The sequence below is a fragment of the Desulfococcus sp. genome, assembly GCF_041737845.1.
Taxonomy (GTDB): Bacteria; Desulfobacterota; Desulfobacteria; order Desulfobacterales; family Desulfococcaceae; genus Desulfococcus.
Window position 1 is genome coordinate 90,370 of sequence record NZ_JBGSQX010000018.1, and the last position, 16,514, is coordinate 106,883.

Sequence of the window (16,514 nt, forward strand, 5' to 3'; positions counted from 1 at the left end):
CCCAAACATACGGGAAAGGATACTCCTTTGCTGTATCGATTCGAAATCGGCGGTTTCTATGGAAGCCTACAGCAATTTCAAATGCCTTGCATGGTCATACACCTGCCGGGCCAGTCGGACCGTCGCCTGGTCCACCATCCGCCCCTCCACCGCCACCGCCCCGCGGCCTCGGGACGCCGCATCGCCGAAAGCATCCAGCACCTTGACCGCCAGATCGATATCCGCCTGTGACGGCGTGAACACGCGGTTGACGATCTCGATCTGCCCTGGATGGATCGCCCATTTCCCATCGCACCCGATGGCGCAGGCCATGACGGCGGAGCGCTCCAGCCCTTCTACGTCCGTAAAATTCCCGTAAGGCGCGTCGATGGCCATCAAGCCGCGGGCTTTGGCCGCCATGATCATGCGGCTCAGGGCAAAATGCCACCGGTGGCCAGGATAGAGCGCCTCCTCCTTCTCGCCGTGACCGGAAATCGACACCAGACGGGCGCCGATGGATGCGGAATAATCGGCGATGCCAAAGACCAGGCTGACCAGACGGTCACTGGCGGCTGCGATATCCGATACGGCATCCATGCCCCGGGCGGTCTCGATGGATGCCTCGATCCCGACGCGCCTGGAAAATCCCTTGGCCATTTCAATGCCGTCCATCATCCGGTCCACGAAGTGGATGTCTCCCGGTGCGTTGACCTTTGGAACGACCACCGAATCCACCCGGTCGCCGCAGCTTTCGACAACCGCCAGGAGATCGCGGTAGGCAAAGGGGGTATCCAGGCCGTTGACGCGGACGGTGACGACCTTCCCGCCCCAGTCCATCGCCTCCAGCGAACGGACCACCTGGTCCCGGGCCGCATCCTTCTGGTCCGCGGGGACGCTGTCCTCCAGATCGAGCATCACCACGTCGGCATGGCTCTGTCCGGCCTTGAGATGCATTTTTTCCACATGACCGGGAACGGATAAAACAGAACGCCTCGGCTTCATGGATGATTCCTCTCCTGAAAGATTGCGGCGGAAACCCCGACTTTGGTTGCAGAGATAAAAAATGTCGACTCGATCCAACGGCGCCCATCAACAACAGGCGACGGCAAGATGCTTCGGAGGGTTATAGATAACAGGTAAGTGTTTGTCAAGAAAGGGTTATAACGAAAAAAGGCCGGCACATCGCACAGATATGCCGGCCTGGCTTCATGAAAGAGACCTGCGTTCCCGCAAAATGAGATCCCCTCCCGCGCAGCAGGATCAGTCCTTCCGGGCCTTTGCCAGACCGATGGCGGACAGGGCCTCCGCCATCTCATTCAGGGTGGTCGGATCATCAATGGTCGCCGGAACCTTGTATTCCTGATTATCGGCGATCTTCTGGATCGTCCCCCTCAGGATCTTGCCGGAACGCGTTTTGGGAAGGCGCTTGACCACCGTCGCCTTTTTAAAGGCGGCCACCGGCCCGATGCGATCCCGGACCATCTTGACCACCTCTTGAATAATTTCTTCCTGGCTCCGGGTAACGCCGGCATTGAGGACCAGGAAGCCGATGGGAATCTGGCCCTTCAGGTTGTCCGCCACGCCCAATACCGCGCATTCGGCCACATCGGGATGATCTGCCAGGACCTCCTCCATGGCGCCGGTGGACAGGCGGTGGCCCGCGACGTTGATGATGTCGTCCGTGCGCGACATGACGTAGACGTAGCCATCCTCATCCACATACCCCGCATCTGCGGTCTTGTAATAGCCGGGGTATTCCGCGAGGTAGGATTCCACGAACCGCTTGTCGTTCTGCCAGAGGGTCGGCAGGGTTCCCGGCGGCAGCGGCAATTTGACCGAGAGCGCGCCGATTTCGCCCGGAGCCTTCTTGTTGCATGCCTCGTCCAGGGCCTGCACATCCCAACCCGGCACGCCCTTGGTGGGGGAGCCGTACTTCACCGGGAAATGGTGCAGCCCCATGCAGTTGGCGGCAATGGCCCAGCCGGTTTCGGTCTGCCACCAGTGGTCGATGACCGGGACCTTCAGGTTTCTTTCGGACCATTGGATGGTATCCGGATCCGATCGCTCGCCGGCAAGAAAAAGGATCTTGAAGCACGACAGGTCGTAGTTTTTGATCAGCAGCCCCCGGGGATCTTCGCGTTTGATCGCCCGGTATGCGGTCGGCGCGGTAAACATGCACTTGACCTTGTGCTGGGAGATGACCCGCCAGAAAACGCCGGCGTCCGGAGTCCCCACCGGCTTGCCCTCGAAAAAGACGGTGGTGCATCCCTTGAACAGCGGCGCATAGACAATGTAGGAATGGCCCACGACCCAGCCGACATCAGAGGCCGCCCACCATACGTCGTCTTCATCGATGTCGTAGATCGCCTTCATGGTCCATTTCAGCGCGACCGCGTGTCCGCCGTTGTCGCGGACGACGCCCTTGGGCTGACCCGTGGTGCCGGACGTGTAGAGGATATACAGCGGATCCGTGGCGGCAACGGGCACACATGCGGCAGGCTTGGCATCGGCCATGGCCTGGACCCAGTCTATGTCGCGTCCGGGCGTGAGGGGGGCGGTTTCCTGGGGACGCTGGAAGATGATGCACTTTTCGGGTTTTACGGATGAAAATTCAATCGCTTCGTCCAGGAGGGGCTTGTATTTGATGACCCGCTGCACCTCGATGCCGCAGGAAGCCGACACGATGACTTTGGGTGCCGCGTCGTTGATGCGGGTGGCCAGCTCCTTTGCCGCAAAGCCGCCGAAGACGACGGAATGAATGGCGCCGATGCGCGCGCAGGCCAGCATGGCGATGGCAGCCTCCGGGATCATGGGCATATAAATAATCACCCGGTCTCCCTTGACCACGCCCTGGGTCGTGAGGACGCCGGCGAATTTCGCAACCTCATCCCGCAGTTCACTGTAGGTATACTTCTTGATCGTGTTGGTCACCGGGCTGTCATAGATCAGCGCGACCCTGCCCCCCCTTCCCCTTTCGATGTGGACATCCAGGGCATTGTAGCAGGTATTCAGCTCTCCGCCCGAAAACCAGCGGTACATGGGCTTATTGGAATCGTCCAGCACCTTGTCGTATTTTTTATACCAGTGGATCTCCTCCGCCGCCTTGCCCCAGAACCCTTCAGGATCTTTGATGGACTGCTGAAACGCCTCATCGTACAGGTTGGTCATGCTTCATCTCCCTTTGCTGAATTTACGTGAACCGCTATTTTTTCGGCGCTACGCCGCCAATGATGGGGTTGCCGCCCGCTGCGCACCACAGCAGACCGCGGCCCGGCAAGATAAAACTGAGCGATCGATAAATATTTAACAAAAAAAGATGCACGGGTTCGGCGTTGATCCTCCTCCCCCTTTCACAAGCCATTTATTGAACGAACGCTCAATCATAATTTGCGGTCACTATCTAACTAAAAAATGTTAACTTTGTCAAACTATTTTTTTGAATGGCATTTAGCCTTAATCGCGGACGTACACGAAGAACAAAAAAGATGCCGGCAAGCATCATCTCGTCGGCATCTTTTGGGTTGTATCCCCGCTTTCCGGGGCAGGATGGTTTCTATCGGGTCATGCGTCTATGTCATGGCGACGGCGACACCGCCTACTTTCTGGCCCCGGCAAGCCCGATGGATTTCAGGGCCTCTTCCATTTCGTTCAGAATCGTCGGGTCGTCGATAGTCGCGGGGACATTGTATGCCTGATTGTCAGCGATCTTTTGAATGGTTCCCCTCAGAATCTTTCCGGAACGGGTCTTGGGCAGGCGCTTGACCACCGTCGCGGTTTTGAAGGCGGCCACCGGCCCGATGCGGTCCCGGACCATATTGACGACTTCCTTGACGATCTCTTCATTCGCCTTCGACACCCCCGCTTTCAGAACCAGGAACCCGACCGGCACCTGCCCCTTGAGACTGTCTCCCACCCCAAGCACCGCACACTCGGCGACATCCGGGTGGTCGGATAAGACCTCTTCCATGGCGCCGGTGGAGAGGCGGTGTCCGGCGACGTTGATGATGTCGTCGGTCCGGGACATGACGTAGACATATCCATTCTCATCGATATAGCCGGCGTCGGCCGTTTTATAGTATCCCGGAAATTCATCCAGATAGGATTCCTTGTATCGCTCGTCATTCTGATACAATGTCGGGAGGCTGCCCGGGGGAAGAGGCAGTTTGACGACCAGTGCCCCGATTTCCCCGGGACCGACCTGTTTGCATTCGGGGTCCAATACCTGAACGTTCCATCCCGGCGCCGCTTTGGTCGGCGACCCGTATATCACCGGGAAGCGATGCAGCCCCATGCAGTTGGCGCAGATGGCCCAGCCGGTTTCCGTCTGCCACCAATGGTCGATGACGGGCACCTTCAGATTTTCCTCGGACCATTTGATGGTATCCGGATCGGAGCGCTCTCCCGCGAGAAAAAGAATCCTGAAGTTGGAAAGATCATATTTTTTGATAAATTCGCCCTTGGGATCATCCCGCTTGATTGCCCGGAATGCCGTCGGCGCCGTGAAGAGGCTTTTGACGCCGTGTTCTGAAATGACCCGCCAGAATACGCCGGCATCCGGGGTCCCGACAGGCTTGCCCTCGAACAGGATGGTGGTGCACCCCTTGAAGAGCGGGCCATACACGATATAGGAGTGCCCGACGACCCAGCCGACGTCGGATGCGGCCCAGTAGACATCCCCGGCATCCACGTCATAGATGTTTTTCATGGTCCATTTGAGGGCGACCACATGTCCGCCGTTGTCGCGGACCACGCCTTTGGGCTGGCCTGTGGTTCCCGAGGTATAAAGGATGTACAGCGGATCGGTTGCGGCAACCGGAACGCAGTCCGCCGGTTTGGCGGTTGCCATCACCTCATTCCAGTCAAAATCCCGGCCGGCGATCATGGACGCCTTCTCCATGGGACGCTGGTATACGATGCATTTTTCCGGCTTGTGGGAGGAGAAATTGATGGCATCGTCCAGGAGAGGCTTGTATTTGATCACCCGCTGCACCTCGATGCCGCAGGAGGCCGACACCATGACCTTGGGTTTTGCGTCCTGGATCCGGGTGGCCAGTTCCTTGGCGGCGAACCCCCCGAAGACCACGGAATGGATCGCGCCGATGCGCGCGCAGGCCAGCATGGCCATGGCCGCCTCCGGGATCATGGGCATGTAAATCAAAACCCGATCCCCTTTCACGACGCCCATCCCCGCCAGAACCCCCGCGAATTTCGCCACCTCGTCCCGGAGCTGGGTGTAGGTATATTTCTTGATGGTATTCGTCACGGGGCTGTCATAGATCATCGCAAGCTGATCCCCCCGCCCGTTGTCGACATGAAAATCCAGCGCATTGTAGCAAGTGTTGATCATGCCGCCGACAAACCATCGGTAAAAAGGCTTGTTGGAATCATCCAGCACCTTGTCCCACTTCTTGTACCAATGGCAGTCCTCAGCGGCTTTCCCCCAAAAACCCTCCGGGTCCGTCAATGATTGTTGGTAGGCCTCATCGTATAAATTGGTCATGTTCCCTCACTCCTCATCTTGAACGGTTACTTCATGGGCCTCTCCGAATGGAGAAACCTGTTCCGCAGACCTCCGCGACACCTCCACCGAGCGCCGGCACCCAAGAGACTGTTGGCATATCCCGCACGATAGGATTTAATCTCTCATAGACTATAATCAAAAATCATTCTATATGTCAAGATAAAATAAATGAATGACATATAGTATATTAAATGAGCATCCTGGCCCGGCATGTATCTCCTTTGGGTCGGTTTTGAGATGACGATTCGGATGCCCCGGCCCGGGGGAACACAGCCAGACCCGACGGGCAGCGAACCCACCCTGCCTGCAGAAAAAAACTCGATCCGGGCTTGCGACCCTGGCATTGTTTGCGGAAAAAATTATTTGGAGGATCAAGCTTGGGGCGTTTGGGTGCGGAAATGACCCGGGATTTTCTGAAAATACACGGGCGGCAAGGACGTTCAGGCGGCTGGGACCCGAAGCGGAAGCCAGGCGGCTGACCGCAGCTCGGGCATGGACGGATGTCCGGGTTTTTCGGAATGGACTGCCTTGGCTTCAGAACCCCAGCGGTTCATTGATGAGAACGACCGAGATATCGGTCATAATGGGCTTCCGGTGCAGAATGGTCGTGATCCGGCAAATCCTCTGAGGCGCGTTGCAGTCGCTGCACCTCCCGGTTTCCGCGCAGGGGGTTTCCATGCCGAGGCTCCTGGCCCGCATGGGGGCTGCCACCTCTCGGATCCTCGCCAGCGCTGAATCCAGAGAAGACGTCACCTTGTTCATGCCGGCGATGATCACAACCTTGGGGCATCCGAAGGTCATGGCGTTGTTCCGGTTTCCCACCCCGTCGACATTGACGATTTCCCCGGTGGCGGAAACCGCGTTGGCGCTGCAGAGGAAACAGTCGCAGCGCCCCTGTTTCAGGCGGACATCCAGATCGGTCATGTTCTCCGGCGGCGCCCAGTGATCGTAGACCACCCTCCCCAAGCGTTTCAGGGTTTCGGGAAGCCCCAGCGCCCGCGTCGTGGATGACCCCCCGAAGCCGAAGCTCTGACAGGAGGTCAGCAGGTCCATCACCAGCGCCCGCGCATCGTCGGCCGCGGGGGCAAAATGGGCGTCAAATCCGTTTTTTTTGAGATTTTTGACGCATCTTTCCCCGAGCTTCTCGCCCAGCCACTTATCGTAACGGATATCCGTCTTCACGCCCCCCAAGTCCACGGCAGCCTGCTGTCCCTCAGAAATTGAAATCGCCTTACCTTGCCAGGTCTTTTGCCCCCCGGTAGATGGCGTCGAACAACGCCTCGAGGTTCTCCTCATCCACCGAAGAAAACGCGATCCTGAGGTCATGTTTTCCGGTGGCGATGGTCCCCACCCGGTATTGATTGAGAAGGTGGAGGCGGAGGGCTTCAGCCTCGACGGTTTTGAGGCGGAGGCACATGAAATACCCGGAATTGAAGGGATAGACATCCCAAGCGTCATTGTATTTCGTTCCGGCCAGCAGGCGCTTGACAAGGTTGGCGCGCCGCTTGAGGATCATGACCTTGGCGTCTCGCTCCCGGCGGAACTCGGGCGAACCCAGGGCTTTCAGCACCAGCCGCTGGCCGATGTGGCTGGCGCTGGAGATGGACCCGCGGACGCCTCCGGCGGTTTTCTTTTCCAGTGCCTCGTAGAGCGAGACCGCCTCGCCGTGCATCACCTTCGTGCCATAGGTGATGAACCCGACCCGGAGCCCCCAGACGAACATCTCTTTGGTGGCGCCGTCGAGCTTTACCGCCAGGAGGCGGGAGTGACGGTCGCACAGCCGTGCAAAGAGGGATTCGCTGATGGGCTCATCTTCATATCGAAGCCCGAAATAGGCATCGTCGGTGACGGCGATGATGTTGGTGCCGCCTTCTGCGATATCGGTGAGGATATCGACGATCCGATCCGCCTCGGCCTCGTTGATGGTATACCCCGTCGGGTTGTTGGGGAAGTTGAGGAACACGACGACCTTGTAATTGTTGTCGGCCTCCATGCGGACGCGCTTTTCAAACGCATCGAGGTTGAAACCGCCGCGATCGTTGAACATGGGGTAGTTGCTGATGACGGCATCCCGCCTCACCGCCATGACGAGATGGTTGTTCCCCCACATCTTATCAGGAAATATCACAACATCATCCGGATCCAGAAACATATCGGCGAAGATGCTGATCCCATGGGTGATACCGTTGGTCACGATGGGAAGGCTGATGGTTTTTCCGGCGAGGGACGGATTTTTTTCGCAGATGAATTCCCGCCACAGGTGCCTCAGTTCGGGAAGGCCATAGGAAGGCGCATAGGTCAGACATTCCCGGGCCTTGATTTCCTCGCGGTTGATGTATCCCATGACCGAAGGCAGATACATGGTATCCAGATGCTCGGTGGCAATGCCGATGGTCGCGTTGAATTTGGGATCGGCCTTTTCCCTGGCCTCGGCGCTCTGGGTCAGAATCCCCTTGGGAAAAAAAAGCCGCCGCCCTGTCTTGGACAGCATCTCCATCAGGTGGGGATTGCCGTTTTTGATGATTGCATTCAACTCCTGTGCGATGGGATTCACGCTCATCTGCCCTATTCCTCTCTAATCGAAGCGCCTTGTTGTCGGCATCATGTTCATCATCCCCTCCCCGAACGCCTCGCCCCGGGCGCACGGCAGGTGTGACGCCCTCATGCGTCAACGGGCATGCACGTCCGAGGGGGGGTATCGGGTCAAGGGATATGCGGTAAACAGCTATGTTGTGTAATGTTTTAAGAGAAAAATATCAAGCAGAAAAAAACCGGCGGCAGGGGATAAAAAAAAAGCCCCGCCCGATGGATCCGGGAGGGGCATGGGGGCGATATGAAGGCGATCTTTATTTTCCGCGTCGGGCGCGCTTGGAGGCCTTCAGAGGGTTCACCTTTGCCTGGGGCGAAACTTCTCCCAGCTTCACATGGGTGGCCATGTTACACACGCCGTTTTTCCATTTCAGCGAAGGCTCCGGAAAAGAGCTGCAATACCAGCCGGTCTCCATCTCGGTCATGCGGGCGCAGCCCTTGCAGGCCTCAACGGTTTCCAGACAGCTCCCTCCGTTGTAGGAACATCCTTTGGCGGTCATAAAAGGGCAGTCATACCCTTTTCTTACAGTGGTACAAATCATTTACGTATCTCTCCTTTAAACTTGGACTGAAAAAAAGTTTGAATCGATTTTTCTCAAACTTCTCTTTCGTAACTGTCGAGATTAAAGCAGCTCAAGAATCTTGTCAACCAAAAAAGTCATGGGGCCATCAAGAATTCGATCTCTTCAGCTTCAATGGGAATATTGGCCATCAAATCGACAGGCCCCGTGTCTGTTATGAGGACATCATTTTCAATCCGGACGCCGATGCCCTCCTCCCGTATGTAAATGCCCGGCTCGCAGGTGAAAACCATGCCCGGCTCGAAGGCCCGCGATGCTATGCCGTAATCATGAACGTCCAGGCCGAGATGATGGGAGGTGCCGTGCATGAAGTAGGTTCGGTAGAGCGGGGCATGCTCATCCTGCCGCTTCACCTCCTCGGGGTCGAGGAGGCCCAGGTGAATGAGCTCCCTTTCCATGATGGCGCCGACGGCCTTATGATAAGTTTTGAGGCTGTTGCCCGGTCGAAGCATCTGGATTGCCGCCCGCTGGACCCGGAGCACGGCGTCATAGACCGCCCGCTGGCGAGGGCTGAAGCGCCCGTTCACCGGAACCGTGCGCGTAAGATCCGCGGCATAATGGGCATATTCGGCCCCGAAGTCCATCAGCACCAGGTCGCCGTCGGCCATCTGCCGGTCGTTCTTGACGTAGTGCAGGATGCAGGCATTCGGCCCCGAGGCGATGATGGGCTCGTAGGCCGGCCAGCGCGCTCGGTTTTTCAGGAACTCATGGCAGATTTCGGCCTCGACCTCGAACTCCCACACCCCCGGCCGGATGGCCCCCAGAACTCGGCGAAAGGCCTTCTCCGTGATATCGCAGGCCCGCTGAATCAGCTCCGTCTCGATGGGGGATTTCACCGCCCGCAGCCGGTGCAGGATGGGCGCGGACCGTTCGTAGCGGTGGAGCGGATACGCGGCCTTGCACCACTTGAGAAAGCGCCCGTCCCGGGTCTCCACCGTCACGTCGGCCCGCGGGTGCTCGTTGGTGTTCAGGTAGATGCAATCCGATTCCAGGGCAAGTCCCCGGAACACCCCTTCGAACTGGGAAGTCCAGTAGATCGTCCGGATGCCGGAGATGCGGCGGGCCTCCTCCTGGGTATACTTCGGGCCTTCCCAGGTGGCGATCTTCTCGCTGGTCTCGCGGATGAAGAGGACCTCCCTGTGCTTTTTCTCCGCGGCATCCGGGCATAGAACCAGGATGGATTCCTCCTGGTCAATGCCGCTCAGGTAAATCATATCGGTCTGCTGGATGAAGCGCCTTACACCGTCGGCGCTCTTGGGCGCGACGTCGCCGGCATTGAAAACAGCCACGGAACGGGGTTTCAGCGAGCCTGAAAACGCGGCCCGGTTCCGAATGAAGAGTTCGCGGTCAATGGGAGCGTATCGCATGGGTCCTTGTCCTGTATCGGCCGGTTGCTAAACGATCGGATCCTGTATCCGGGTGTCGAATACCCGCTGGCTTTTCCGCTCGGAGCGCGGGAGGTGCCCATAGGCCACGACCTCCACCGTCGGCGTGACCAGGACTTTTTTCTTGATGCGCGTCCGCACCTCGGCGGCCAGGTCCTCCGACCTTCGTTCGTCGACCCCGTCCGCGCGCTCGACAACCAGACGCATGATGCCCCGCTCGGATTCATCCCGGGACAGATGGATCTGATACTCGGAGCCCAGCCCCGAAATCTCTGAAATGATGGCATCGATGGTGGAGGGATAGATGTTCACCGCCCGGAAAATGAACATATCGTCGGTTCGGCCCGAAATCCGGGAATGGCGGGGCAAAATAGATCCGCAGGTGCACCGGCCGGGAATGATCCGGGTGATGTCGTGGGTCCGGTAGCGGATCAGGGGGACGGCCTCCTTGCAGAGCGTCGTGACCACCATCTCGCCCCATTCCCCTTCGGCCACCGGTGTCAGGGTGTCGGGGTCGATGATTTCGAGGATATAATAGTCTCCCCAGAAGTGGATGCAGTCGTGGTCCGGGCATTCGATGCCCGTTCCCGGACCGTACAGCTCCGTCAGCCCGGTGATGTCGAAGAGCTCGGCCCCACCGAAAAGCTCGGATACCTTCTTGCGCATGGAAACGGACGAACGCTCCGATCCGTAGATCACTTTTTTGATGTTGATCTTCCGGACGAGCCCCCGGCGCTTCACCTCCTCGGCCATCAGGAGCCCCATGGAGGCCGTGCAGCAGAGCACGGTGCTCTGCATGTCCACCAGGAACTGGCACTGGAGGTCCACATTGCCGGGTCCGACGGGCAGGGCCATGGCTCCCAGCCGTTCGCAGGCCATCTGAAACCCCACCCCCGCGGTCCAGACACCGTAACCGACGGCAATCTGGACCCGGTCCTCGGAAGTCACCCCGGCCATCTGGTAGGCCCGGGCAAAAAAATGAGCCCAGTCATCCACATCCTTTTGCGTGTAACAGAGATTCTTGCGCCGGCCGGTGGTGCCGCTGCTCGAATGAATCCGGACGATCCTCTCGAAGGGGACCGAGCGCAGGGGAAAGGGGTACCCGTCCTTGAGGTCCTCCGCGTCGGTAAAGGGCAGCCTCCGGATGTCCTCAAGGCACCGGATATCCCCGGGAGACACCCCGGCGGCGGACAGCTTGGCCCGGTAAACGGGAGACCCCTCATAGGCGTGGGCCACCGTCCACTTCAGGCCCTTCAACTGGTGGGCATACAGTGCTGCTTCGGTTGGAAATTCCGGCATAAAGTTTCGTTTCAACATATATCCTCCGGTTTCACGGCACGGGTAGCGCGGTTTGCGGGGTTATGGCATCGGCGTGTAAAAACGTCAAGAACCTTCCCGCGGGTTGAATCCGTCAAGGGCGTTAACCGATAGAACCCGCCTCAAAAACCGCCCGGTATGGGATGCGGTTCCGGCAGCGACCGCTTCGGGGGTGCCGCTGGCAACGACCCATCCGCCGCCGTCGCCCCCTTCGGGCCCCAGATCGATGACGTGGTCCGCGGTTTTGATGACGTCCAGATGATGCTCGATGACGATCACGGTGTTCCCCATGTCCACCAGACGGTTCAGTACATCGAGGAGCTTTCGGATATCGTCCATGTGAAGGCCCGTGGTCGGCTCATCGAGAAAATAGACGGTTTTCCCCGTGGCCCGCCGGCTCAGCTCCTTTGCCAGCTTCACCCGCTGGGCCTCCCCTCCCGAAAGGGTGGTCCCCTGCTGCCCGATCTGGATGTACCCGAGCCCCACCTCCGAAAGCGTCTGCAGTTTACCGTGGATGCCCGGGATGTTCCGGAAAAACTCCAGGGCCTGATCAACGGTCATGTGGAGGACCTCGGCGATGTTTTTCCCCTTGTAGCGGACCTCGAGGGTCTCCCGGTTATACCGTTTTCCCCGGCAGACGTCGCACGTCACATAGACATCCGGAAGAAAATGCATCTCGATCCGGACGATCCCGTCGCCCTGGCACGACTCGCACCGACCCCCCTTGACGTTGAAACTGAAGCGCCCCGCCTTGTACCCCCGCATCCGGGCCTCCGGGGTTTCGGCAAAAATCTCCCGGATCGGGGCGAATACGCCGGTGTAGGTCCCCGGGTTCGAACGGGGGGTCCTGCCGATGGGCGATTGGTCGATATGAATCACCTTGTCCACGAATTCGACCCCCGCGACATCATCGCAGGCCCCCGCGCGCGTCCGGTTTCGGTAAAGCTTCCGGACAAGCACCCGGTAGAGGGTTTCCAGGACGAGGGTCGATTTTCCGGATCCCGAAACGCCCGTGACACAGATGAGGCTCCCAAGGGGGAAGGACACATCGATGCCCTTGAGGTTGTTGGCCCGGGCCCCTTTCAGGACGATCCGTCGACCGTTGCCGGCACGCCGGGTGCCGGGCACCTCGATGCGTTTTTTCCCTGAAAGATACTGGCCCGTGAGGGAGGTTTCCGACTGGAGCAGGCGCCCGGGGGGGCCGGAGAAGACCACTTCGCCCCCCCGGGCCCCGGCCCCCGGCCCCATATCCACCACGTGATCGGCGGCCAGAATCGTCTCTTCGTCGTGCTCCACCACCAACACCGTGTTCCCCAGATCCCGCATCTGACACAGGGTGGACAAGAGCCGCTGATTGTCCCGCTTGTGGAGCCCGACGCTCGGCTCGTCCAGCACATAGAGGACCCCCGTGAGCTTCGCCCCGATCTGGGTCGCCAGCCGGATGCGCTGGGATTCTCCGCCGGAGAGGGTGCCGGCCGAACGATCGAGGGTCAGATACCCCAGCCCGACATTCTCCAGGAACCCCAGGCGGTCTGCGATCTCCTTCAGGATCTTTCGGGCGATGACCGTCTCCTTTTCCGTGAACTCCGGCGCCGCGGCGGAAAAGAATTCCCGTACCTGCGTGATGTTCAGGCGGCTGACGTAGGCGATGTTCCGGCCGCCGACCCGGACGGAGAGCGACACCGGGTTCAGTTTGCAGCCGCCGCAGGCCTCACAGGGCCGGACATTCATGTATTGCAGGATCTCGTCCCTCGAGAGCTGGGAGTCGGTTTCGGCATAACGGCGGGTCAGCTTTGGAATGATCCCCTCGAAACGCTTGCGATAAACGACGCGCCGGTTCTTCCGTTCAAAGAAAAAGGAGATCTCGTCTTCTCCGGACCCGTGCATCAGGACCTCCTTGAAGCTGTCCGGAAGGTCCTGGTAAGGGGTGTAGATGTCCACCCCGTATCGGCCCGTCAGGGCTTCCAGGAATTCCATGAACTGGACGGAGTTCCGGTTCTCCCATAATTTCACCGCCCCCTCCCTCAAATTCAGCTCCGGGTTGGGAACGATCAGCTCGGGGTCGAACTCGCTGGCCGCACCCATCCCGTTGCATTTGGGGCAGGCGCCCTGGGGGGAATTGAAAGAAAAACTGGCGGGTGAAATCTCGGGAAAGCTGACCCCGCATTGGGTGCAGGCGGCATGCTCACTGAACAGGATGCTTTCCCCGCCGATGACGTCGATGGCGGCCAGGCCGTCGGCCTGGGCCATGGCCAGCTCCAGCGAATCGGCCAGCCGATGCTGAACGCCCGGCTTCACGACCAGACGGTCGACGATCACCTCGATGGCGTGTCTCCGTTTCTTGTCGAGAGTGCCCGCGTTCTCGATGTCCATGGCCTCGCCGTCGATGCGGACCCTGGAAAACCCCTGCTTCCGGAGGCTTTTGAGCAGCTTCTCGTGGCCCCCCTTCTGGAGGGACGCCAGCGGTGCGAGGATGATGATCTTGGTTCCTTCGGGAAGCGCCGTCACCTGAGCCACGATCTGATCGATGGATTGGGGGGTGACAGGCCTGCCGCATTGATGGCAGTGGCGCCTGCCGATCCTCGCGAAGAGCAGCCTGAGATAATCGTGGATCTCGGTGACGGTCCCCACAGTGGACCGAGGATTGTGGCTTGCCGTTTTTTGTTGGATGGCGATGGCGGGAGAGAGGCCTTCGATCAGGTCCACATCCGGCTTGTCCATGCGCTCCAGAAACTGCCGGGCATAGGTGGACAGGGATTCCACGTACCGCCGCTGCCCCTCGGCGTAAAGGGTGTCGAAGGCCAGCGTGGATTTTCCCGATCCGGACAGGCCGGTCACCACCACCAGCCTGGACCGGGGGATCTCCACATCGATGTTTTTCAGGTTGTGCTGCCTTGCGCCCTGTACAATGATATTGCCCGATGCCATGCCTGTCCGATATCAAAACCGTGATTCGAGGTCGCGGCGGAAGCCCGCCGGAAGCATTCCAGACCGCATCTTATCCGGCCTGTTTTTCTTTTTCAAATAATTTATTTCATTTCCACGAGTTGTGATCAGTTTGACAAATTGCAGGGTATTTTTCCGAAAAAAGAAGATAATTCAAGAAATATCAAGATTGCGAGGGGCGTGGGGCTGCTGCGATTTCCGGGGTGCACTGCCTTTCCCCTTAAAATACTTGGGGATAAACCAGGTAGCTGAAATGGATTGTATTTATGGAGAGTTGGAAGAAATAAAATATTAATAATCAATTTATTCGAAATGTTAAAATAATGGATGCCTGCTGCGCCAAATTTTCTTCCACCCTGTTTCATCCGATTTGACGATGAGGCAAGAATCCCCTATTAGACCATCCCATGTGTAAGGAGATGCCGGACCATATCCCGTCAATTGGGCCATAACTGGCCAAAGCAACCCAAAACGCCGAATACGACGACAAATTGAGCGCCTTATTTCTATTGCGCGAGCAATAAAGGAAGCATATTGCCCAATGGAAAATATCTGGAAAAACATCAAGGCTATGGTCAAAAAGGAGATCCCCGCCCACTGCTTTCGGATGTGGATCGAGCCTGTCGAGTTCGTCAAGGCGGATGGAAACGCCATCGTCCTCTCCTGCCCCAACTTTTTTGCAAAAAAGCGGGTCGTGGACCATTACGGCGCCATGATCGAAGGGATGCTCCGGCGTCATGCGGGCGGCGACTCCAGAATCGCCATTGAAATCGCTTCCAGGCAGAACAGCGCCCGTCAGCGGAATTTCGATCCCGCCGAACTGCGGGTGGAGCCTCAGCTGGAGCTGCCCGCCATGCCTCAGCCGCCCTCCAGCGGCCGACTCCTCCGAAAAAACTTCACGTTTGACCGTTTCGTGGTGGGCAACAACAACAACTTTGCGTATTCGGCCGCCCTGTCTCTGGCATCGCGGCAGGGCTTGAACCATAACTCCCTGTTTCTCATGTCCCAGACCGGGCTGGGGAAAAGCCATCTTTCCCAGGCCATCGGACACCATATCCTCTCCAATTTCCCAACGGAAAACGTGTATTACATCACGGCGGAGGATTTCACCAACGAGATGGTCCGGGCCTTCCGGACCGACGCCATCGAGCAGTTCAAGCTGAAGTACCGGAACCAGTGCGACGTTCTGCTGCTGGAGGACGTCCATTTTCTGACCGGAAAAGAGCGGACCCAGATGGAACTCGCCCAGGCGCTCGATTATCTCATCGACGCGAACAAAAAGATCATTTTCACCAGTTGCCACCTCCCGGCGGAAATCCCGAACATGAGCGAGCAGCTCAAATCCCGCCTGGCCCGAAGCCTGATCTCTCACATCGAGATCCCCGACTTCCAGACACGGGTCAAGATACTCAAAAGAAAGATGAAGGAGCACGGCTGCATGCTGCCCCCGACGGTCATCGAGTATCTTGCCGGCGAACTTTCCGAGAATGTCCGTCAGCTCGAAAGCGGCCTCATTGGCGTCTCCGCCAAGGCATCCCTGCTGGGGGAATCCATCGACCTGAGGCTCGCCGAGAGCGTCGTTCGGAACATCACCCAGCAAAAACAGGCCATCACCGTTGAGCTTATCAAGGAACTCGTCTGCAAGCAGTACAACATTTCCCTTGAGGAGATCATTTCCCCTTCGCGGAAACGAGCCATCGTCCGGCCCAGGCAGGTGGCCATCTACCTCGCGAGGAAATACACCGACCAGCCCCTTCAGGCCATCGGGAAAAGCTTCAACCGATACCACGGCACCGCCGTCCATTCCATCGCAGCGGTCGAAAAGGGGATCCGCTCCGACGGCTCCCTGAAAAAGCAGTTGGAATTCCTCTGCGAACGCATTGAATCCCACTGAATGAATTCAAGTGATTGAATCCCAGTGGCGGCGCTGGCCTCTGTTCGGGGGTTGAAATCATAAAACCGGGAAGATCGCGGCAGGGAAGATCGGGAAAAAACGAAGCCGGCCGCAGGCCGGCTTTTACATCTCTCAACAAATCGAATTATTGTACCTTGATGATCATCGTATCGGAGGATATCAGGTCCTCCAACAGCTCCAGCTGATCATTCTGTTCGCGTTCGATGGCACAGCGAATGTTCAGGGAACACATCTTTTTGCAGATCGGATCCCCCAGATTGAATTCACCGAAACATCCCAGA

The 16,514-nt window shown here is 58.3% G+C and carries 10 protein-coding genes; 1 reads left to right on the forward strand and 9 read right to left on the reverse strand.

What is annotated here, in order from left to right; all coding sequences use genetic code 11:
- Positions 1 to 66: 66 nt before the first annotated feature.
- The 9 genes from ACEW8N_RS02190 to uvrA all read right to left on the reverse strand — a co-directional run bounded on the left by ACEW8N_RS02190 (position 67) and on the right by uvrA (position 14,300).
- Positions 67 to 981, reverse strand: coding sequence for a CoA ester lyase (locus tag ACEW8N_RS02190; protein WP_373498152.1), 915 nt, complete (start codon positions 979 to 981; stop codon positions 67 to 69).
- A gap of 258 nt (positions 982 to 1,239) precedes the next feature.
- The gene (locus ACEW8N_RS02195; RefSeq protein ID WP_373498153.1) at positions 1,240 to 3,147 is read right to left on the reverse strand and encodes a propionyl-CoA synthetase; all 1,908 of its coding nucleotides are present in this window, start codon (positions 3,145 to 3,147) and stop codon (positions 1,240 to 1,242) included.
- A 427-nt stretch (positions 3,148 to 3,574) separates the two neighbouring features.
- Positions 3,575 to 5,479: a propionyl-CoA synthetase gene (locus ACEW8N_RS02200; protein ID WP_373498154.1), complete on the reverse strand. Its 1,905-nt coding sequence runs from the start codon at positions 5,477 to 5,479 to the stop codon at positions 3,575 to 3,577.
- Positions 5,480 to 6,034: 555 nt separating this feature from the next.
- Positions 6,035 to 6,697: a lactate utilization protein gene (locus tag ACEW8N_RS02205; protein ID WP_373498155.1), complete on the reverse strand. Its 663-nt coding sequence runs from the start codon at positions 6,695 to 6,697 to the stop codon at positions 6,035 to 6,037.
- Positions 6,698 to 6,731: 34 nt separating this feature from the next.
- Entirely contained in the window at positions 6,732 to 8,060 is a 1,329-nt protein-coding gene (locus ACEW8N_RS02210; protein WP_373498156.1) for an aminotransferase class I/II-fold pyridoxal phosphate-dependent enzyme, read from the reverse strand.
- Positions 8,061 to 8,346: 286 nt separating this feature from the next.
- Positions 8,347 to 8,631, reverse strand: coding sequence for a PxxKW family cysteine-rich protein (locus ACEW8N_RS02215; RefSeq protein WP_373498157.1), 285 nt, complete (start codon positions 8,629 to 8,631; stop codon positions 8,347 to 8,349).
- A gap of 116 nt (positions 8,632 to 8,747) precedes the next feature.
- A complete protein-coding gene (locus ACEW8N_RS02220; protein WP_373498158.1) occupies positions 8,748 to 10,037 on the reverse strand; it encodes an aminopeptidase P N-terminal domain-containing protein in 1,290 nt (429 codons plus the stop codon).
- Between the two features lie 27 nt (positions 10,038 to 10,064).
- Positions 10,065 to 11,354 carry a phenylacetate--CoA ligase family protein gene (locus ACEW8N_RS02225; RefSeq protein ID WP_373498159.1) on the reverse strand — a complete coding sequence of 430 codons (1,290 nt, stop codon included), beginning with the start codon at positions 11,352 to 11,354 and terminating at the stop codon, positions 10,065 to 10,067.
- 84 nt (positions 11,355 to 11,438) lie between these two features.
- Positions 11,439 to 14,300 (reverse strand): excinuclease ABC subunit UvrA, encoded by a 2,862-nt coding sequence (gene uvrA, locus ACEW8N_RS02230; RefSeq protein ID WP_373498160.1) that lies wholly within the window; start codon positions 14,298 to 14,300, stop codon positions 11,439 to 11,441.
- Positions 14,301 to 14,859: 559 nt separating this feature from the next.
- Between uvrA and dnaA the strand changes: the two genes are divergently transcribed.
- Complete coding sequence (dnaA, locus tag ACEW8N_RS02235) at positions 14,860 to 16,212, forward strand: chromosomal replication initiator protein DnaA (protein WP_373498161.1); 1,353 nt, start codon at positions 14,860 to 14,862, stop codon at positions 16,210 to 16,212.
- Positions 16,213 to 16,514 lie beyond the last annotated feature (302 nt).

Excerpts from the sequence above, each read along its gene's own strand:
- ACEW8N_RS02190 (WP_373498152.1), bottom strand. The coding sequence starts at position 981 with ATGAAGCCGAGGCGTTCTGTTTTATCCGTTCCCGGTCATGTGGAAAAA.
- ACEW8N_RS02195 (WP_373498153.1), bottom strand. The coding sequence starts at position 3,147 with ATGACCAACCTGTACGATGAGGCGTTTCAGCAGTCCATCAAAGATCCT.
- ACEW8N_RS02200 (WP_373498154.1), bottom strand. The coding sequence starts at position 5,479 with ATGACCAATTTATACGATGAGGCCTACCAACAATCATTGACGGACCCG.
- ACEW8N_RS02210 (WP_373498156.1), bottom strand. The coding sequence starts at position 8,060 with ATGAGCGTGAATCCCATCGCACAGGAGTTGAATGCAATCATCAAAAAC.
- ACEW8N_RS02215 (WP_373498157.1), bottom strand. The coding sequence starts at position 8,631 with ATGATTTGTACCACTGTAAGAAAAGGGTATGACTGCCCTTTTATGACC.
- ACEW8N_RS02220 (WP_373498158.1), bottom strand. The coding sequence starts at position 10,037 with ATGCGATACGCTCCCATTGACCGCGAACTCTTCATTCGGAACCGGGCC.
- ACEW8N_RS02225 (WP_373498159.1), bottom strand. The coding sequence starts at position 11,354 with ATGCCGGAATTTCCAACCGAAGCAGCACTGTATGCCCACCAGTTGAAG.
- uvrA (WP_373498160.1), bottom strand. The coding sequence starts at position 14,300 with ATGGCATCGGGCAATATCATTGTACAGGGCGCAAGGCAGCACAACCTG.
- dnaA (WP_373498161.1), top strand. The coding sequence starts at position 14,860 with ATGGAAAATATCTGGAAAAACATCAAGGCTATGGTCAAAAAGGAGATC.